We start from the raw sequence: 18,795 nt of genomic DNA on the forward strand, positions 1-18,795 counted from the left end.
GACATAGACCCATGGTGTAACGGTAGCACATCGGTTTTTGGTGCCGCTAGTTGGGGTTCGAATCCCTGTGGGTCTACAAGTTTTCTTTGCAAGTTTAAAATATAATAGACCCATGGTGTAACGGTAGCACATCGGTTTTTGGTGCCGCTAGTTGGGGTTCGAATCCCTGTGGGTCTACAAAATTTTAAACATTTGAAATAGCAATATTATATAGACCCATGGTGTAACGGTAGCACATCGGTTTTTGGTGCCGCTAGTTGGGGTTCGAATCCCTGTGGGTCTACTATATTTTATTCTATTTTAAAAAAACAATAAGTTAGACCCATGGTGTAACGGTAGCACATCGGTTTTTGGTGCCGCTAGTTGGGGTTCGAATCCCTGTGGGTCTACAAAAATTTAAAGCTTCAATATTTTATATTGAAGCTTTTTTTATATCATTAAATGTATTATATTTAATATAATATCGTATTGTGCATATGGCTTTAGAATCATTAATTGTAGACGCTAAAAAAGGAAAACGTGCCGCTCAAAATCACTTGATTGAGCTTTTTTGGCAACAAGTTTATAATTATGTGTTTCTAAAAATAAGAAACGAAGAAGAAGCTGAAGACATTACCATTGAGACATTCACGAAAGTATTATCCAAATTAAAATTGTATAATTCGGACTTCGATTTTAAAACATGGGTCATTTCGATAGCACATAATACCATGATTGATCATATTCGACGTTCACCCAAACTGAACATTTCAATCGATGATGAATTCAATAAATCCTTAATTATTGACAGTGAAAAATCTCCTGAAGATTATCTGATTTTACAACAAGATAATGATAAGGTGATTAAGGCAATTAATAACCTTCCTCTAAAATATCAACGTATTATTGAATTACGATTTTTGGAAGATAAAACGTACAAAGAAATTGCTGAAGATCTTGATTTATCCCTTCCAAATGTAAAAGTAAGAGTTTTACGCGCGAGACAATTACTTGCTGAAGCACTAGAAAATTAAAAAAAGTATACGATTTTACTTAAATTAGAGTTATTAATTATAAGTTAGTAGTAGAATTTAGGATGATGAAAAAGATTTTAGGTGTATTTGTAATGTTTTCTCTTTTTATTTTAGCCTCTTGTGGCTCTTCAAATAAAGTGACGAGCTATCGAAAGGTAGGGAGTAAAGTGTATTCTAAATCTAACCATCACAAAAGTTCAACATCAAAATCTTCTGCTTCGGAATCGGTCTATCGTTCGAATAACAAATCCTATACCTCAAAAGATGCTTCATATGTTCTTAAAACAGCCAAATCCTATTTAGGCGTACCTTATAAATTTGGTGGAACAAATCGAACAGGATTTGATTGTTCAGGACTTGTAATGGTAAGCTTCGATGAATTGGGATTCAAATTGCCACGAAATTCAGCGAAACAAGCTTCGGAAGGAAAAGAAATTAAAATTTCTGAAGCTAGAGAAGGTGATTTAGTATTTTTTAATACTTCTGGTTCTTCCATTTCACATGTTGGCATTATCGAGAGTATCGAAAAAACGGGTGAAATTAAATTTATTCATTCCTCAACTTCCAAAGGGGTCATCATCTCTTCTATGGATGAAAATTATTGGAAAACTAGATTTGTAAAAGCCGTAAGACTTTTATAAATTAAGTAAGTGAAAAGTAAAGCCCAAGCAACGTATTGTATTCGAAAGTTTTTTCTATTAATGGTAATGTTAATAGGGACTTGGGCATATGCTCAAAATAAAGAACTTAAATCCCAAAAAGATACCGTTATTCCTAAAAAGGAATATAGCAAATTCAGAAAGCTATATACCAAACACCTCTTTAAAACCAAACGTTCCGTTACACCATTAGAAGAAAGACCTATTGATCGTAAGGTGGTAGGTAAACCTATTCGTCATATTTACATAAAATCTCAGGATCCGTTTGGGTATTCGCTTCAAGATACTACGCGTCGACCTGAAAAATGGATCGAACGGACGGGAAACTCTTTACACGGAAAGACCAAACCTTACGTCATTCGGGAATTACTTTTATTTAAAAAAGGTGATAAAGTCGATTCGATGGAAATCAAGGAGTCTGAACGTTTACTTCGTTCGCAACGGATTCTTCGTCGCGTAGAAATCATTCCTGAATTGTCGGCTCAAGGAGATTCGGTCGATATCTATATTAATGCGATTGACTCGTGGAGTATGATTGTGACGGGATCAGTTTCAACCTCTAAATTTGGTGTTCGTATTCGTGAACGAAATTTCTTTGGTTTAGGTCATGTGTTCGATAATCGTTTTCGACATAATTACGAAACAGGTAAGAACCTCTATCAATTTAATTATACTGTTCCTAATATTGCCAAAACTCGTGTGATTGGAAATATTCATTATTCTAAAAACGAAGATGAGCATTTTAATAAAGGAATTTCTTTAACCCGTCCATTTTATTCTCCTTTAGCAAAATTAGCGGGGGGAATAGCATTCGGCCAAATTTACTTTCAAGATTCCCTTGATTATAATCGGGATGAATTGCTCTTCCATAACTTTAAATACAATTACAGTGATATTTGGACAGCTAAAGCTATACGATTAGGGGAAAGTAAAAATGGTTTAATCTCTAATCTTATTGTTTCAGGACGTTTTTATGAGAGAAATTACAGAGAAGCTCCTGTAGGAATTGATGATCCTTATGAGTTCTTTTCGGATCAAAAAAATTATTTTGGAGGAATAGGGATTTCGTCTCGTCGATATGTAAAAGATAAATATATTTTCAACTTTAATATCGAAGAAGATGTCGCTGAAGGACATGTGTTGGGAGTTGTCGGAGGGTATCAAACCCGTCCGAATAGTGAACGATTTTATCTTTCGGGAATTGCATCATTTGGTCGATATTTTCCCAATAAAAATTTTTTAGGAGCACAAGTTCAATACGGAAGTTTTTTTCGAGAAGGAAAATCAGAACAAACTACATTAAATATTCAAAGCTTATATTTTTCAAGACTATTAAACATTAGCCGATGGAGAATACGTCAATTTGCGAAGGTTAATTATACCGCTGGAGTTCACCGTTTAGATACTCCTGCAGACGAATTGACTATGCATGAGCATGATTTTATGGGCATTGATGGGATCCGAAGAGCACGTAATATTTTTGGAGATCAAAAATTGATGGTCGAATTACAAACACAATCATATTCGCCTTATGAATTTTTAGGGTTTAGGATTTCTCCTTTCTTTAATGCAGCATTAGGAATTGTAGCTAATCGTGAAGATCGTTTTTTTGATTCAGATAATATTATAGCACGTGTTGGGTTAGGAGTGATGTTTACCAATGACTATTTTGTATTTAATAATTTTCAATTTTCATTCTCATTTTATCCACGAATACCTGGTGAAGGAAATAATATCTTTAAAAGTAACGTGATTGATAACCGGGATTTTAATTTAATGAATTTTAGTTTTGATAAACCCTCATATATCCGTTGGAATCGTTGGGATTGATTATAACTTTTATAAATCTCTAACGTCTTACTATAAAACCTATTAACGATGAGAAATGATTTCATACGAAAGATTGCTTTAATCTTCCTATTTATGTTTGGATTAAACGTTGGATATGGACAGCATCCGTCGATGCAAAGAATGGAAGAAGAAAATCAAAACTATTTGGTTACTAAAATTCAAATCAATGAGGAAGAATTGGAGACATCATTTATACGATTAAGTGATTCGATGCAATTTAAAATTTTACCTCAGTTCAGTCAAACCTATTACTTTAACTTGGAAGCTATTAGTAAAAAGGGTTTGCTTAAAGTGCTTTTCCTCGATGAGAATGGTAAAGTGAAATTAGAAGAAACCATAACCACAAAAATGCATTATTCAGAAGATTATGCGATTGCATTAGAGGAAAATCATAATTATTACTTCGTTCTGAAAGGAAAAAAATTCAAAGGGAAAGTTAAGTTGACCTGGAAACAATGATAAAAAAAAGGGAATCATTATGAATCCCTTTTTTAATTTATTTGACTTGTTTTGACATTAGCCATGAGACAAATCCCCCGATTCCTAATACCGTTCCAATCACCACTAAATAGTTGATAATAGAAAACTCAAAAGGAAATGGAATGGTTGCCGAAGCCATCACTAATCCAAAATTAATTTGTAATAATCCCAATACCGATGCAATTAATAAACCAGTAATCATCGCGATCGATGTGATAATTAATCCGGTATAAGCAAAAATTCTTCGGATTTGTATACGTGATAATCCGAAACTGTACATGGTTTGGATTTCTTTCGTTTTATCCAGAATAATGATGATGATTGTTCCTGCAAGATTAAAACAAGCAATGATAATAACCAATGTGAAAATCAAATAAATGATTAGATTTTCCATATTCATCACTTTTAAAAATGCCGAATCTAAATCTTGTCTGGTTTCCACTTTATACTTTTCGCCTAGAGTTTTGGATAACTGCGATTTAACAGCATTTAAATCATGCGCTCTATTGGTTTTGATCTCGATGGCATAGGCATCAATTGAATCTAAACGCAATAAATTTTGAGCCAATCCTAGCGTCGAAAAAATATGTTTATCATATTGTTCATTTAATACAAAAACTCCGGTACTGTAAGCTTCTGTTTTAGTAAAGGCATCACTTTCTTGTTTTATTAAACCTGTACCTGCTTTCGGCATCATCAATGTCGCAGGGTTAATAGGGTCTATATACAATTGCAAGCGCTGAGCAATACCATTGGAAACAATAAAATTATCATCAAAAGAAAAATCGATATAATCACCACCATAGACCACAGTGTCCAATCGAGTAACTTTTGTGAAATTAGAATCCACAGCTTTTAAATAAGCGATATCTTGCATGCCATTGTAATCGATATAAATTTTTTCTTCGATAACTTTAGCATACGATTTTACCAATTGGTTTTGTTTTAGCTGTTGTTCTAGATTTTCGATCTCAGGTAAAACTTTTCCTTTGGCAGGTGATATTTTAATTTCTGGATTTACATTGCTATAAAACTTGAGATTCATCTGTTCTAATCCAGAAAATACGGATAAAATCACAAATAACGCAGCTGTAGCGACCATAATTGCAGCAACGGCAATTGAAGTAATAATATTTACAGCATTTGTATTTGCGCTCGAAAAGATGTAGCGTTTCGCAATGTAAAAAGAAATGTTTCGCATTCTCTCGAATTATAAAATCGGATTATTCCCTTTTCCTTTTAATGCATTATCGATTTTTTCAATCTCGTCTAATGAATTATCCAATTTGAAAACTAATTCAGGAGTAATACGCATCGTTTTTGCAGCTCCTTTTGATAAAATTCCACGGAATAAAGGCGTATTTGTTTTGATAGCTGCTAAGATTTCTTCTTTTCGAGTGTTTGGGAAAATACTTACATAGATTTTAGCCACACTTAAATCTGGAGAAACTTTCACCTCAGTTACACTGATGATGTTCCCTGCAAATTCTTCTGAAGCCCACTTTCTGAACGCTTCTGCTAATTCTTCTTGAAATAATTTTCCTACTTTTAATTGTCTATTACTATCCAAAATATTTACGTTTTTATTAAGAGCGAAATTACTGCTTTTTTTTGTGATTGAAAAGAATACAATTTGCTGTATTTTTGTAACATGAAAAATGACATTACAAATCATCATGATATTGAGCAATTAGTCCATACGTTTTACGATTTAGTTGTAAAGGATGAGTTGATAGGGTACTTTTTTAATGAAGTAGCGAAAGTCAATTGGGATGAGCATTTACCTCATATGGTGCAGTTTTGGGATACCGTATTGTTAGGAGCTGGTACATTTGAAGGGTGGCCAATGCGTACGCATTTGATGCTTAATAAGCAAGAACCGATGAAACCCGAACATTTTGAGCGTTGGGTAACACTGTGGAATACTATTGTTGATGAACATTTCGAAGGACCTATTGCTACAGAAGCAAAAAATCGCGCGAAAATTATGAAGGATTTAATTCTATTTAAAATAGAGCAACAAAAAGACAGGAATATTATTCAATAAAAAAAGCGACTCATTTGAGTCGCTTATATTTTATTTAGTGGTTAAAACCAATTTCTTATTGATAAATTCTAAGATTCCTGCTTTTGAAAGCTCTCTTCCATAACCTGAACGTTTTGTTCCTCCAAAGGGAAGTTCAGGACTAGAAGAAACCTGTTTATTGATATATACCATTCCACTATCGATACGACGTGCAATCGTATGTGCTAATTCGATGTCCTCAGTATAAATTGAAGCGCCTAAACCATACACTGTATCATTGGCAATTGCAATTGCTTCGTCTACAGTTTTCACTTTAATGATACAAACTACTGGTCCAAAAACTTCTTGATCATAAGCTTTCATTCCAGGTTTTAAATCAGTTAAAATGGTAGGTGTCATAAAAGATCCTTCTGTACCCAATTGTTTACCACCTGTAATTAAAGTAGCACCTTTTTCAACAGAAGATGATACTTGATCCAATAAAGTTTCTAAGGCTGAAGCTGAACTCACAGGTCCCATATCTGTATCTTCTTCCATAGGATTTCCTACCTTCAATTGGTTCACATGATTTGTAATTCTCTCCAAATAGGTCTGATAGATTTCTTCTTGAACAATGATGCGTTTCGATGAAGTACAAGCTTGTCCTGCATTACGCAAACGCCCATTAATCGTTCCAGCCATCACTTTTTCAATATCTGCATCATTTAATACAATCATAGGATCGGTACCACCTAATTCTAAAACTGATTTTTTAATATGTTCACCTGCAATTTTAGCAATACTAGCTCCAGCAGCGTCAGAACCAGTTAAAGAAACCCCTTTAATGCGTTCGTCAGCAACCAAGGCAGAAGTATCTTTTCCACTTAAAAATAAGTTTTGATAGATTCCTTGTGGCGCATTAACTTTTGTGAACAAATCTTCGAATGCTTGTGCACATTGTGGAATATTAGATGCCGTTTTTAACACAATGGTATTTCCAGCCATAATATTAGGTGCAGCAAAACGTGCAATTTGAGAAAAAGGGAAATTCCAAGGCATTACTCCTAATAAAACACCAATTGCTTCAGAAAATACCAATGCATCACCTTTTTCCGTTTGTAAAGGGGTAGGTTGTAAAAATTCTTCTGCATGATCAGCATAATAATCAAAAATATTAGCACTGTAATCAATTTCAATACGGCTTTCGCGGATAGGTTTCCCCATTTCCAATGTAATTAATGTTGCTAATGCTTCTTTTTGAACACGCATTTCAGCAGCAACAGCTTTAATCACTTCTTTACGATTTTCGAAACTTTCGAAACGCCAAGTGGAGTAGGTTGTATCAGCTAATTGGATTTTTTGATTGATTTGATCAGTTGTATGTTGTTGAAATTCTTTTTCAATTTTTCCTGTTGCAGGATTTAATGTTCTAATTGAACTTGCCATAATTCGATGAATTAATTTGTCTTACAAAATTGATATTATTTCCATTGATCCGGAAAGGAAACGGATAAATATTTATGATAATCTGAGGAATAAAATTGATAAATACAATTTTATCAATCGCATCAGATGGGTTAAAAAAAGGGAGAGCCAACGCTATCCCTTTTAAAGTATTGATATAAAATGATATTTTTTTAAAAAGGCAATGAATCGTCATCATCATTCATCGAACTCGAAAAACTGCCTAAATCACTAAATGAATCTTCAGGATTAGAAACTGGAAGATTGATAGCGCTATTAAAAACAAAATCGCTATCTCCACCGAAGTTTCCGTTCATACTTGATCCAATTTGAGAAGGCATTTCATTTTCATTCATTGAACTTTGAATCTCGAAATCGCTACCATAACTTGGTTCTAAATTGTCAAATTTCGCTTGCTCATTGATAAATCGTAAACGTACATTTTCTAAAGCACCGTTACGGTGTTTTGCAATGATAAATTCAGCTTGCCCCGCACAAGGAACATTGTCATCATCCCAAAATTCTAATTTATAATATTCTGGACGATAAATAAAAGATACAATATCCGCATCTTGCTCGATGGCTCCTGATTCACGTAAGTCAGATAGTAAAGGACGTTTGCTTCCTCCACGTGTTTCAACCGAACGTGATAACTGAGAAAGGGCAATCACTGGAATATTTAATTCCTTCGCAATGGCTTTTAGGGAACGTGAAATCATTGAAATTTCTTGTTCACGATTTCCATTGGCTTTACCACCAGCAGTCATTAACTGCAAGTAGTCGATTAAGATCATTTTTACACCATGTTGGGAAACTAAACGACGTGCTTTTGCTCTTAAATCGAAGATGGATAGAGCGGGAGTATCATCGATGTATAAAGGCGCGTTTTCTAAACCTTTTACTTTCGAATACAATTGTTTCCATTCATGATCCGCTAATTTGGCTTTACGTAATTTTTCCCCTGAAATTCCTGTTTCACCCGAAATCATACGTGTAATCAGCTGAACAGAAGACATCTCTAGGGAGAATACAGCTACGGGAATATTTTGATTCACCGTCATATTTTTTGCCATCGACAGGATAAAGGCTGTTTTTCCCATACCAGGACGAGCGGCTAAGATAATTAAATCTGATTCTTGCCAACCCGAAGTGATTTTATCAATTTCAGTAAATCCTGAAGGTAATCCTGACATTCCTTCTTTGGTGGACATGGTTTTGATTTTTTCAATCGCATCCTTTACTAACGAGTTAGCATCTGTATAACTACGTTTAATTCCACCTTCAGCAACTTCGAAAAGTTTACTTTCGGATTCGTCTAGCAGCTCGAAAACATCCGCACTGTCATCATACGATTTTTCGATGATGGTTGAAGAAATTTCGATTAAACGACGTAAAATATATTTTTCCTGAATCACACGCGCATAATATTCGACGTGAGCAGCAGATGAAATACGTTGCGTTAATTGGATCAGGTAATAATCCCCACCAATCATGTCTAACTTTCCTTCTTTCTTCAGTTCATTCGCAACAGTCAACAAATCAATTGGCTGAGATTCATTAAATAATGTTTGAATCACAGCATAAATTGCTTGATGTTCTGGACGATAGAAAAATTGGGGCGATAATATATCAATGACATCGTCTAACCCTTTTTTATCAATCATCATCGCACCAAGAATCGCTTGCTCTAAGTCTACGGCTTGTGGTGGAATTTTTCCACGCTCAAGACCGACAACCTTATTAGGCGTTGCGCTTGTATTTTGATAACTATTTGCTTGTTCCATAAGTTCGCAAAATTACATAAAAAAATCGAGATATTCTTTATCTGAACATCTCGATTAAGTTATAAAAAAGTATTAATATTTAATACGAATTAGCCAACAAATTCTCCAAATTTAATGAAACGCTCTTGACGTTGTCTTTGTAATTCTGTAGGCGTTAATTTTTTTAATTCATTGTATGTTGATAATACTTTGTCTTTTAAATTATTGTATGCTACTTCTGGTTTATAGTGAGCACCTCCAAGGGGTTCTTGGATGATGTCTTCAATTAAACCTAGTTCTAGCATATCAGGTCCTGTTAATTTCATTTGAGCAGCGGCTTGTTGCTTGTATTCCCAAGTTCGCCATAAAATTGTAGAACAGTTTTCTGGTGAAATAACCGAATACCACGTGTTTTCTAACATATACACTTTGTTTCCAACACCAATTCCTAATGCACCTCCTGAAGCACCTTCTCCGATGACCACAGAAATGATAGGAACATTCAGTTTTAACATTTCGTAAATGTTTTTTGCAATGGCTTCTCCTTGTCCACGTTCCTCAGCTTCTAATCCAGGATATGCACCAGGAGTATCAATTAAGGTTAATACAGGGATGTTAAACTTTTCAGCCAATTTCATTAAGCGTAAAGCTTTTCGGTAACCTTCAGGATTTGACATTCCAAAACGACGGTATTGACGTTCTTTCGTGTTTTTTCCTTTTTGTTGACCAATGATCATAAAAGTCTGACCATTAATTTTACCCATTCCACCAACCATGGCTTTATCGTCTCCGAAAGTACGGTCTCCGTGAATTTCTACAAAGGTATTGTCGGTAATAGCGTAAGCGTAGTCTAAAGTATATGGGCGAGAAGGATGACGTGACAACTGCACACGTTGCCATGGTGTTAAATTACCATAGATCTCCTTCTTTTTGTTCTCTATTGCAATTTCAATCTCAACACACGCTTGTTTGATATTTACAGCTCCACCATCTCCTAAAAGTTCACAGTTTTTTAATTGTTCTTGTAACTCTTGGATTGGTTGTTCAAAATCTAAATATTCCATAATGCGTTTTTATTTAGTACAACAAATATATAAAAGCTTTTTATACCAGCTGATGAATATAATTTTGTTTTTACGATTTTATAATGATAAATTATGCCCATTAAAAAGCATAGACGCCTTAAAATAAGGCGTCTATTTTATTGTGTTGTGTCAGATTTATAATTTTTCAATGATCATCGCAGAAGCGCCACCACCACCATTACAAATGGCTGCACCACCGTATTTCGCATTATTTTGTTCTAAAACATTTAATAATGTGACTAAGATGCGAGATCCAGAATTCCCTAATGGATGTCCTAATGAAACCGCTCCACCATTCACGTTTACTTTATCGGCATCTAATCCTAGTAATTGTGTATTTACAATTCCAACGACTGAGAAAGCTTCGTTAAATTCCCAAAAATCAATAGCCGATTTATCCAACTGCGCTTTTTCTAAAACTTTTTCAACGGCTTTAGCAGGAGCAGTTGTAAACCACTCTGGTTCATGAGCTGCATCTGCATACGCAGTTACTTTTGCTAATGGTTTTAGACCTAATTCAGTGGCTTTATCCATTGACATTAAAATTAAGGCAGAAGCTCCATCGTTGATTGTTGAGGCATTTGCTGCGGTAACAGTTCCATCTTTTGAAAAAACCGCACGTAACCCTGGAACTTTATCAAAGTTGACATTTTTATACTCTTCATCTTCCTTGAATAAGATTGGATCACCTTTGCGTTGTGGAATTTCTACTGGAACAATTTCATTCTCAAATTTACCCGCTTGCCAAGCAGCAGCAGATTTTTTATAAGAATTAATTGCAAATTCATCTTGTTGCTCGCGCGTAATATTGTATTTAGCGGCTGTTGCATCTCCACAAGTACCCATCATTTCTTTTGAATAAGCATCTTGTAAACCATCGGCTACAATACCATCTAATAAGGTGGTATTACCATATTTGTTTCCCGAACGAGCGCTAGGAGAGTAAAAAGGAACCATCGACATGTTTTCCATTCCTCCAGCAACTACAATATCAGCATCACCTAAACGAATGGCTTGTGTGGCCATCATTACGGCTTTCATTCCAGAGGCACATACTTTATTAATTGTTGTAGCTGGAACAGTATTTGGAATACCTGCTTTAATCATAGCTTGTTTTGCCGGCGCTTGTCCTTCACCAGCTTGTAAAACATTTCCCATATAGACTTCGTCAACTAACGAAGGGTCTAAATTGATTTTTTCTAAGGCACCTTTAATTGCTGTAGCACCTAATGTCGTCGCAGGAATAGAAGATAAACTTCCTAAGAATGATCCCATTGCTGTACGTACAGCTGAGACAATAACAACTTCTTTCATTTTATTTTTTGTGATTTAATGATTGCAATATAGAAAAAAATAAAAATTTTATTCAGAATGAATATTTATTTTTAAGCCAATATTGATGATTTTCTTTCAAAGTTCTTATCAATTGATTATAAAATTCGTAACTATAAATAAATGAAATTCTTATGAAAAAGAATTATGCCATCCTAATCTGTGGGTTATTGATCATGTATTCGTTGCCTACTTGGGCACAGAAGAGTTATTTTGAAAAGCAAGTCAAGTATTTAACATCAGAAAAACTTTATGGAAGAGGATACACTCATCAAGGAATGGAAAATGCATCGCAACATATAGCGAAAGAATTAAAAAGAATGGGAGTAAAACCGGTCCAAGAAAAATTTTTTCAACGACATAATTTCCCCATTAATGTAATTCACTCTGCTTCTTTAGAGATTAATGGTCAACGATTAAAATATGGAAAAGATTTCATAGTAAAACCAAGTTCAAAATCAATACGCTACACTGCTGATAAGCAGAATTATATTTTTGATACCAATGCATATATCTCCTCATTTCAATCAAAGGAAGAAACCATTAAGTTTATTCGAGAAGATGAGGAAAAACAAAAAGGGAAGCATATTATCATGCCTCCATTGCAATCATCAGTAGATTCTATAAAAAACTACTACAAGCAATGGGCAAATACATATGAAATAAATGATAATACAAATCGAGCGATTTTTCGGTTTGTTTCAGATTCATTAACATCAAGTCTTAGTCAACGTCAAGCCAATGTTACTGAATTTATCATTAAGGACCACTATTATCGTAATGATTTATCGATTACAAATTTTCATGTGGATGCTACGTTTAATCCTCAATTTGAATTTAATAATATCATAGGGTTGATCGAAGGGAAGTATAAGGATTCAATTCTTGTTGTTTCAGCGCATTATGATCATTTGGGGAGTGTGAATGATATTTATTTCCCAGGTGCCAGCGATAATGCGAGTGGTACAGCCATGGCATTGGATTTGGCACGATATTATTCGAAAAATAAACCCAACTATTCTATCGTCTTTATGTTTTTCGGAGCGGAAGAAGCTGGAATTGTTGGGGCACTAAAATATGTGGAGCAACCCTTGTTTCCTTTAGAGAAAATTAAATTTTTAGTGAATTTGGATATTATGGGAGCAGGTGAAGATGGAATACAAGTGGTGAATGGAAGCAAATATTCTAAACAATTCGATCAATTGGTAAAAATTAATCAGGATAAGAATTATCTCAAGCAGGTAAAAGTTAGGGGAGAATCATGCAATTCGGATCATTGCCCATTTGATCATAAAGGAGTTCCTTCTTTTTTCATTTATACCTTAGGTGGTAAAGGAAATTACCATAACATTTATGATACCTATGAAAATTTAGACTTATCTTACGCCCCAAAAGTGAAAGGGCTTTTAATTGATTTTATCAATCAATTGTAAAAAAAATAATCCGTTCTCGAAAGAACGGATTACTAACCAACCTAAACTACTATAAAAAACTCTAAAAAGTAAAAGAGTTCGAGAATTATCTATCAACATAAATCAACATCATTTTTCTCGGTGAACTCCCTTGTATTACTATCTATGAATAAATTTATTTGTAGTGCAAATGTAGAGCAAAAAAGGCTTAAATTAATAAATATACATTAATTTGATTTATACAGCCATAGTTTAAATCTATTCATTTTGCGTCTTATTTTTTTAATGTTTTATTGCTAATGCGTTTAATCGTATTTCAATAAGGTATTGTTAAAGTTTAACCGAAAAACATTCTTTAATAATTTAACTTTTTCTTATAATTTTCTGGATAAATTCATTTGCTTAAAAGGATTTTTACCGGCTCTCAATTATACTTAACTTTGGGCGAAAACCAATAACACATTCTTCATGCAACGCATATTTTATATAGTTTTTTTTATCGCATCTATTTCATGGGCTCAGTCAATTCATCCCAATGATGTTCGTTTAGAAATTTATCAAAGGATTATTTCTGATCTTCAGCAAAATTTACCTCATTACCCTTTAAAACATTTTTTTGTTGACGCCACAATGCCTCAATATCATGATGTAGAGATGTCTATTGATGGAATTCAATTGCGTGATCCAGAACCCAATCCAAAACAAGAAATTTGTAAACTTCTTCCACAAATACAATGTGTAAATACGAATGAAATCAATACTTATCAATTGATTAAAATATATCAAAATCACATCGATCGAGAGAATTATGATTTTTATGGCATTTATCCTGCAATTGATCAATGGCATCAATTAATTCTTCATGCGATAAAAAATCAAATGCTAAAAGAAAAACCGATGAAAACCAATATTTATCTACCAATTAAGCACCTGTATTTTGATCAAGAGGAAGTCAAAGAAGAACATTTTATATATGCAATAGAATTAGATAAAGATTTTAAAATCAATCATTTTAATCGTATTAAATTATAAAAGTTTTAGGATTAATATGTAAATTTAACGTATAGATTAAGACGATGATGTTAGATGTAAATTTATATATTGATGAATTAAAAACGTTAGCAAAGGGAAATCTTCGCATTTGCCGAATGAATTGGTGGTTGTTAAAATATGAAGAAGAATTCAAAGAAGCGATCAATTTAACCACTTGTAAAAAATGGTCAAGATGGCTTTATAAAGGAGAAAATCCTTACCCATGTGTTTGCCCAAAACGGGATCATTTGTGCATGTTTATTGATTTATATCGCGAATTGGATCGTTTAACACAAGTACAGCGATTGGAAAAATATTTCGAGGAACGTTTCAATGGATTTCAAGCCATTAAAGATTCAAAAGAGGCAATTATGCAATGGATGCTAGAGATCAAGCCGACTATCTCAAATATTTATTTGATGTTGGATAAAAATGATAATCTAAAAGTAAGGTTTTATAATTCGGAACCTATTTTTGAACTTAATATCAATAAAAACGATTATAAGTATACATTACTGTGCTTAGATATTTTTAATTACAATATGTATGTTCGAGGATTATAAGAAAAAAGGGACTCAAAAATAAATTTTGAATCCCTTTTTTATTGAAATAGTGATATAATGAAATGTCTTATTTAATTAATCCAATTTCTCTTAAACGTTGAGTTAAGAATTCACCTGCTGTGATATCCTCAAATTGTTTTGGATTTTCTTCAGTTACACAGTTTTCTAAAACAGATAAGTCCATATCAGAAACAGGGTGCATAAAGAAAGGAATAGAATAACGAGAAGTTCCCCATAATTCTCTTTCTGGATTAACCACTTGGTGGATTGTAGATTTTAAACGATTGTTTGTGTGGCGAGATAACATATCTCCAACATTAATCACTAACTCATCGTCTTCTGCAATAGCGTCAACCCAAGTCCCATCGTGTTTTTGTACTTGTAAACCACGACCTTGCGCTCCCATTAATAAAGTGATTAAATTAATATCACCGTGTGCACCTGCACGAACAGCATCTTTAGGCTCTTCTGTAATCGGTGGATAATGGATTGCTCTTAAAATTGAGTTACCATTTTTCACTTTATCGTCAAAGTACATTTCGTCTAAACCTAAGAATAAAGCTAACGCACGTAATACGTAAACTCCTGTTTTTTCTAATTGTTTGTACGCTTCTTCTCCGTATTTATTAAATTCTGGAACTTCTTTTACTTCTACATTTTCAGGGTAACCGTATTTTTCGTTTTCCTCTGCTGAAACGTATTGTCCAAAGTGCCAAAATTCTTTTAAGTCACCAACTGTGCGACCTTTTGCATGCTCATTTCCAAAAGCAGTATACCCACGTTGACCTCCAATACCTTCAATGATATAGCTATTTTTAGTTTCTGTTGGTAATGCATAGAAATCACGTACGTTTTTGTATAGATTTTCTACTAACTCGTCAGATAAAAAATGTCCTTTTAAAGCAACGAATCCAATCTCTTCATATGCTTTTCCAATTTCGTTGACAAATTTTTGTTTTCTTGCTGGATCTTCTGATAAGAAGTCTGCTAAATTAACTGATGGTATTCCAGTTTGTGACATTATGATATGTTCTATTTGTATGAATTAATAATGCAAAGGTAAATAAAGTATTTAAATGTGAATAATTTTGTTGATAACTTTTGTTTTAAAGTATTGCAATGAAACTAAAATATTGAATATTACAAGGTTGAATTAGTGTAAAGTATTGATAATTAATGTTTGTGTTCTTAATTTGTAAGAAATAATTCTACAGCTAAACAATAGTATATATCTATTTCATTATGTTTTATAATAAATAAAAATAATAATAATAAAATCTAAGTTATTGTAAATTCGAATCCTATGAAAAATTGACGACTTCTTATCATTTATTAATTTTAGGAAATCCGTTGCTTTATGGTCAATCTGCTGTAAAATTTCTAGTTTTCCCCGGGCTGTGAAAAATTTGAATCGAAAGGGAATCAAAAATGAATTGATTGTCATGGTAATAAGTTCAATCAATTGTTTACGGAAGAAGTCAAAAAAGTTCTTCGTGAACATCATTTGGCTATCAGTAACGTCAATTTTAATGCAAAAATAAATAACGAAATCAATTCAGAAGGTGAGTATCAAAATCTAAACTTGGGGAATCTGCATTGTTCCGTTTTAATATTCCATTTAAAATTTTGAATCATTAAAAACTTGAGTGGAGTGATCCCATCATCACTTAAATCAATTGGTCGAATCGTCAGAACCTTCCTATATTTGCAAAAAGATTCAAATGAAAGAACAATTTTTCAATTATATACAAGGACTTCAGAATACAATTATTGCTAAATTGGAAGAAGTCGATGGACAAGCTACTTTTTTAAGAGACAATTGGACACGCGAAGAAGGCGGTGGAGGTTTGTCTTGTGTATTAACGGATGGAGCTGTTTTTGAAAAAGCAGGTGTGAATATTTCTAAAGTATACGGAGAATTACCCGTGGCGATGCAAAAAGCGTTAAATGTCAATTCAGGTAATTTCTTTGCTTGTGGATTAAGTTTAGTGATTCATCCTAAAAGTCCACATATCCCTACAACGCACGCCAATTGGAGATATTTTGAAATGTACGATGCAGAAGGAAATGTTGTAGACCAATGGTTTGGTGGTGGACAAGATTTAACACCTTATTATTTGGATGAAAACGATGGAATTCATTGGCATACGGTATGTAAAAAATCGTGTGATGCGCATAATCCTGCATTTTACGACAAGTATAAAAAGGAATGTGACAAGTATTTCTGGAATGCACACCGTGAAGAGGCAAGAGGAATTGGAGGGTTATTCTTCGATTACTTAAAACCAACAGAAGAAATGTCTGCGGAGCAATGGTATGCATTTGTAACTGAAGTGGGGAATTCATTCTTAGAAGCTTATATCCCGATTGTAGAAAAACACAAAGACGAAGCCTATACGCCAGCACAAAAGGAATGGCAAGAAATCCGAAGAGGTCGTTACGTAGAGTTTAACTTAATTCACGATCGTGGAACGTTATTCGGGTTAAGAACGAACGGACGTATTGAATCCATTTTAATGAGTTTACCCAAACACGTGCAATGGCATTACAACCATCACCCAGAAGAGGGATCGGAAGAATATAAATTAGTTGACGTTTTAAGAAATCCAAAAGATTGGATTTAAACCATACGTTAAAAACCAAAGCCTGAAGTTTTCTTCAGGCTTTTTATTTGATGATCATTTTAATCTTCTCGTGAACCATCATCGGCCATCTTCACCATCTTTGGGGTAAAGGTTGCGATAACATCCACCAAATCGTGTTGCGCATTCATCACTTCATAAATATCTTTATAGGCCATGGGTGCCTCATCTTTTCCTGCCCCAATTAAAGTAATGCCAAAATCATTCAGATACGAGTTAATAGCCGATTGGTTCAACGACTTGATGGCTTGTGTTCGGCTCATTTGGCGGCCCGCACCATGCGAAGCAGATTGAATTGATTTTTCTTCTCCTTTTCCTCGAACCAAAAATCCGGGAGCAGTCATCGAACCTGGAATAATTCCTAAAACACCTTTTGCTGCTGGTGTTGCGCCTTTTCGGTGCACGATGACTTCCTCGTTTTGATACATTTCTTTCCATGCAAAATTATGGTGATTTTCCACTTGTGCTAATACTTCAGCTCCCAAAGCTTTTGTAATTTTTTGATGGATAATTTCGTGACAAGCCGAAGCGTATTCTCCCGCCAAATTCATGGCTAACCAATATTCGATGCCTTCTTCCGAATTCAAGTCCAAATAAGCCAAGTTTTGCGCTTTGTAAGGCAAGGAACATACTTGCTTCGCAACTTTGGTATAATACCCTGCAATCGTTGCACCTAATCCTCTTGATCCTGAATGGGTCAACAAAGCCAAATAGGTTCCTTTTGGAATATTCAGTGCTTGATCATCTTGTTGAAAATCGATGAATCCAAATTCAACAAAATGATTGCCTCCACCCGATGTACCCAATTGTGACCAGGCTTTGTCTTTCAAGTTTTTGATCAACGCATTTGTTTCAAATTTTGAATCTTCTAAAATAGCATGGTCAGCTTTATATGGTCCATGGAAGCCTTGACCAGCACCAAATTGGGTGTTTTTCACGATGATATCTTTTAAAGTATCGTGATGTTGTTCATAATACGCTGCCGGTAATTGATACACCGATAAAGCCATTCGACATCCAATATCGACACCTACACCGTAAGGAATAATGGCATTTTTAGTCGCCAAAACGCCTCCAATTGGTAATCCATACCCTTGATGCGCATCCGGCATTAAGGCACCGGCTACCGTAACAGGCAATTGCATCGCAAGATTCATTTGTTTCAATGCACCTTTTTCGATATGTTCTTTTCCGTAGATCGGGTAAGTATTGGGATGTTCGTTCAACAGAATTTCGTTATGTTTTGGTAAATGCAACCCATCTCTAAATCCTTGCGCTAACGTTTTAAAAACTTGATCATGGAGGAAGTTTTCAGGATGTGCCAATACTTCAGCATATTTTTGAAGCATTTCCGTTTTGGTATAGCCATTTCGTTTTTTATTGATTTTTAAAGCAATACCTAAAATTTCGTTTTCCGGATAACCCAAAGCGATTAAATCGTTTCCGTTAATCGGTGTATGTTGTTTTTCAGTTGTTTTCATAATTTTTTTATTT

17 protein-coding genes and 4 tRNA genes are annotated in these 18,795 nt (G+C 34.2%); 13 read left to right on the plus strand and 8 right to left on the minus strand.

Annotated elements, in window-relative coordinates; all coding sequences use genetic code 11:
* The first annotated feature begins 5 nt into the window (after positions 1 to 5).
* The 8 genes from AC1QSP_RS13735 to AC1QSP_RS13770 all read left to right on the plus strand — a co-directional run bounded on the left by AC1QSP_RS13735 (position 6) and on the right by AC1QSP_RS13770 (position 3,982).
* Positions 6 to 76: transfer RNA gene (locus AC1QSP_RS13735), tRNA-Gln, on the plus strand.
* A gap of 30 nt (positions 77 to 106) precedes the next feature.
* Positions 107 to 177 (plus strand) — tRNA-Gln (locus AC1QSP_RS13740).
* 35 nt (positions 178 to 212) lie between these two features.
* Positions 213 to 283, plus strand: a tRNA-Gln gene (locus AC1QSP_RS13745).
* Positions 284 to 318: 35 nt separating this feature from the next.
* Positions 319 to 389: transfer RNA gene (locus AC1QSP_RS13750), tRNA-Gln, on the plus strand.
* Positions 390 to 476: 87 nt separating this feature from the next.
* Positions 477 to 1,013 (plus strand): RNA polymerase sigma factor, encoded by a 537-nt coding sequence (locus tag AC1QSP_RS13755; protein WP_484079164.1) that lies wholly within the window; start codon positions 477 to 479, stop codon positions 1,011 to 1,013.
* A 65-nt stretch (positions 1,014 to 1,078) separates the two neighbouring features.
* Positions 1,079 to 1,654 (plus strand): C40 family peptidase, encoded by a 576-nt coding sequence (locus AC1QSP_RS13760; RefSeq protein WP_484079165.1) that lies wholly within the window; start codon positions 1,079 to 1,081, stop codon positions 1,652 to 1,654.
* Positions 1,655 to 1,663: 9 nt separating this feature from the next.
* Positions 1,664 to 3,502 (plus strand): BamA/TamA family outer membrane protein, encoded by a 1,839-nt coding sequence (locus AC1QSP_RS13765; protein ID WP_484079166.1) that lies wholly within the window; start codon positions 1,664 to 1,666, stop codon positions 3,500 to 3,502.
* Between the two features lie 48 nt (positions 3,503 to 3,550).
* Entirely contained in the window at positions 3,551 to 3,982 is a 432-nt protein-coding gene (locus AC1QSP_RS13770; RefSeq protein ID WP_484079167.1) for a hypothetical protein, read from the plus strand.
* Positions 3,983 to 4,019: 37 nt separating this feature from the next.
* On the opposite strand, the gene AC1QSP_RS13775 is transcribed toward AC1QSP_RS13770, so the two are convergent.
* Complete coding sequence (locus tag AC1QSP_RS13775; RefSeq protein WP_484079168.1) at positions 4,020 to 5,204, minus strand: FtsX-like permease family protein; 1,185 nt, start codon at positions 5,202 to 5,204, stop codon at positions 4,020 to 4,022.
* A gap of 9 nt (positions 5,205 to 5,213) precedes the next feature.
* Entirely contained in the window at positions 5,214 to 5,573 is a 360-nt protein-coding gene (gene rbfA / locus AC1QSP_RS13780; protein ID WP_484079169.1) for a 30S ribosome-binding factor RbfA, read from the minus strand.
* Between the two features lie 81 nt (positions 5,574 to 5,654).
* On the opposite strand from rbfA, the gene AC1QSP_RS13785 reads away from it, so the two are divergent.
* On the plus strand, positions 5,655 to 6,050 hold the full coding sequence (locus tag AC1QSP_RS13785) for a group III truncated hemoglobin (protein WP_484079170.1): 396 nt from the start codon (positions 5,655 to 5,657) through the stop codon (positions 6,048 to 6,050).
* 30 nt (positions 6,051 to 6,080) lie between these two features.
* On the opposite strand, the gene AC1QSP_RS13790 is transcribed toward AC1QSP_RS13785, so the two are convergent.
* The 4 genes from AC1QSP_RS13790 to AC1QSP_RS13805 all read right to left on the minus strand — a co-directional run bounded on the left by AC1QSP_RS13790 (position 6,081) and on the right by AC1QSP_RS13805 (position 11,634).
* Entirely contained in the window at positions 6,081 to 7,454 is a 1,374-nt protein-coding gene (locus AC1QSP_RS13790; RefSeq protein ID WP_484079171.1) for an NAD-dependent succinate-semialdehyde dehydrogenase, read from the minus strand.
* A 191-nt stretch (positions 7,455 to 7,645) separates the two neighbouring features.
* Positions 7,646 to 9,256, minus strand: a complete 1,611-nt coding sequence (gene dnaB / locus AC1QSP_RS13795) for a replicative DNA helicase (RefSeq protein WP_484079172.1) — start codon at positions 9,254 to 9,256, stop codon at positions 7,646 to 7,648.
* An 89-nt stretch (positions 9,257 to 9,345) separates the two neighbouring features.
* Positions 9,346 to 10,299 (minus strand): acetyl-CoA carboxylase carboxyltransferase subunit alpha, encoded by a 954-nt coding sequence (locus tag AC1QSP_RS13800; RefSeq protein WP_322970638.1) that lies wholly within the window; start codon positions 10,297 to 10,299, stop codon positions 9,346 to 9,348.
* 156 nt (positions 10,300 to 10,455) lie between these two features.
* Positions 10,456 to 11,634, minus strand: coding sequence for an acetyl-CoA C-acyltransferase (locus AC1QSP_RS13805; RefSeq protein ID WP_484079173.1), 1,179 nt, complete (start codon positions 11,632 to 11,634; stop codon positions 10,456 to 10,458).
* Between the two features lie 152 nt (positions 11,635 to 11,786).
* Between AC1QSP_RS13805 and AC1QSP_RS13810 the strand changes: the two genes are divergently transcribed.
* From AC1QSP_RS13810 to AC1QSP_RS13820, 3 genes are all read left to right on the plus strand, one after another.
* Positions 11,787 to 13,085: a M20/M25/M40 family metallo-hydrolase gene (locus tag AC1QSP_RS13810; protein WP_484079174.1), complete on the plus strand. Its 1,299-nt coding sequence runs from the start codon at positions 11,787 to 11,789 to the stop codon at positions 13,083 to 13,085.
* Positions 13,086 to 13,532: 447 nt separating this feature from the next.
* Positions 13,533 to 14,096: a hypothetical protein gene (locus AC1QSP_RS13815; protein ID WP_484079175.1), complete on the plus strand. Its 564-nt coding sequence runs from the start codon at positions 13,533 to 13,535 to the stop codon at positions 14,094 to 14,096.
* A 44-nt stretch (positions 14,097 to 14,140) separates the two neighbouring features.
* Positions 14,141 to 14,659 carry a hypothetical protein gene (locus AC1QSP_RS13820; RefSeq protein ID WP_484079176.1) on the plus strand — a complete coding sequence of 173 codons (519 nt, stop codon included), beginning with the start codon at positions 14,141 to 14,143 and terminating at the stop codon, positions 14,657 to 14,659.
* A gap of 67 nt (positions 14,660 to 14,726) precedes the next feature.
* Here the strand turns inward: AC1QSP_RS13820 and AC1QSP_RS13825 are convergent, their stop codons facing one another.
* The gene (locus tag AC1QSP_RS13825; protein WP_484079177.1) at positions 14,727 to 15,680 is read right to left on the minus strand and encodes an isopenicillin N synthase family dioxygenase; all 954 of its coding nucleotides are present in this window, start codon (positions 15,678 to 15,680) and stop codon (positions 14,727 to 14,729) included.
* A gap of 700 nt (positions 15,681 to 16,380) precedes the next feature.
* Between AC1QSP_RS13825 and hemF the strand changes: the two genes are divergently transcribed.
* Positions 16,381 to 17,283: an oxygen-dependent coproporphyrinogen oxidase gene (gene hemF, locus AC1QSP_RS13830; protein ID WP_484079178.1), complete on the plus strand. Its 903-nt coding sequence runs from the start codon at positions 16,381 to 16,383 to the stop codon at positions 17,281 to 17,283.
* Positions 17,284 to 17,342: 59 nt separating this feature from the next.
* Here the strand turns inward: hemF and AC1QSP_RS13835 are convergent, their stop codons facing one another.
* Complete coding sequence (locus tag AC1QSP_RS13835; RefSeq protein ID WP_484079179.1) at positions 17,343 to 18,782, minus strand: RtcB family protein; 1,440 nt, start codon at positions 18,780 to 18,782, stop codon at positions 17,343 to 17,345.
* Positions 18,783 to 18,795: the final 13 nt, after the last annotated feature.

The organism is Faecalibacter sp. (assembly GCF_057177045.1).

Excerpts from the sequence above, each read along its gene's own strand:
- AC1QSP_RS13820 (WP_484079176.1), top strand. The coding sequence starts at position 14,141 with ATGATGTTAGATGTAAATTTATATATTGATGAATTAAAAACGTTAGCA.
- AC1QSP_RS13785 (WP_484079170.1), top strand. The coding sequence starts at position 5,655 with ATGAAAAATGACATTACAAATCATCATGATATTGAGCAATTAGTCCAT.
- AC1QSP_RS13800 (WP_322970638.1), bottom strand. The coding sequence starts at position 10,299 with ATGGAATATTTAGATTTTGAACAACCAATCCAAGAGTTACAAGAACAA.
- dnaB (WP_484079172.1), bottom strand. The coding sequence starts at position 9,256 with ATGGAACAAGCAAATAGTTATCAAAATACAAGCGCAACGCCTAATAAG.
- AC1QSP_RS13825 (WP_484079177.1), bottom strand. The coding sequence starts at position 15,680 with ATGTCACAAACTGGAATACCATCAGTTAATTTAGCAGACTTCTTATCA.
- hemF (WP_484079178.1), top strand. The coding sequence starts at position 16,381 with ATGAAAGAACAATTTTTCAATTATATACAAGGACTTCAGAATACAATT.
- AC1QSP_RS13770 (WP_484079167.1), top strand. The coding sequence starts at position 3,551 with ATGAGAAATGATTTCATACGAAAGATTGCTTTAATCTTCCTATTTATG.
- AC1QSP_RS13790 (WP_484079171.1), bottom strand. The coding sequence starts at position 7,454 with ATGGCAAGTTCAATTAGAACATTAAATCCTGCAACAGGAAAAATTGAA.
- AC1QSP_RS13755 (WP_484079164.1), top strand. The coding sequence starts at position 477 with ATGGCTTTAGAATCATTAATTGTAGACGCTAAAAAAGGAAAACGTGCC.
- AC1QSP_RS13815 (WP_484079175.1), top strand. The coding sequence starts at position 13,533 with ATGCAACGCATATTTTATATAGTTTTTTTTATCGCATCTATTTCATGG.
- AC1QSP_RS13775 (WP_484079168.1), bottom strand. The coding sequence starts at position 5,204 with ATGCGAAACATTTCTTTTTACATTGCGAAACGCTACATCTTTTCGAGC.
- AC1QSP_RS13760 (WP_484079165.1), top strand. The coding sequence starts at position 1,079 with ATGAAAAAGATTTTAGGTGTATTTGTAATGTTTTCTCTTTTTATTTTA.
- AC1QSP_RS13835 (WP_484079179.1), bottom strand. The coding sequence starts at position 18,782 with ATGAAAACAACTGAAAAACAACATACACCGATTAACGGAAACGATTTA.
- AC1QSP_RS13810 (WP_484079174.1), top strand. The coding sequence starts at position 11,787 with ATGAAAAAGAATTATGCCATCCTAATCTGTGGGTTATTGATCATGTAT.
- AC1QSP_RS13805 (WP_484079173.1), bottom strand. The coding sequence starts at position 11,634 with ATGAAAGAAGTTGTTATTGTCTCAGCTGTACGTACAGCAATGGGATCA.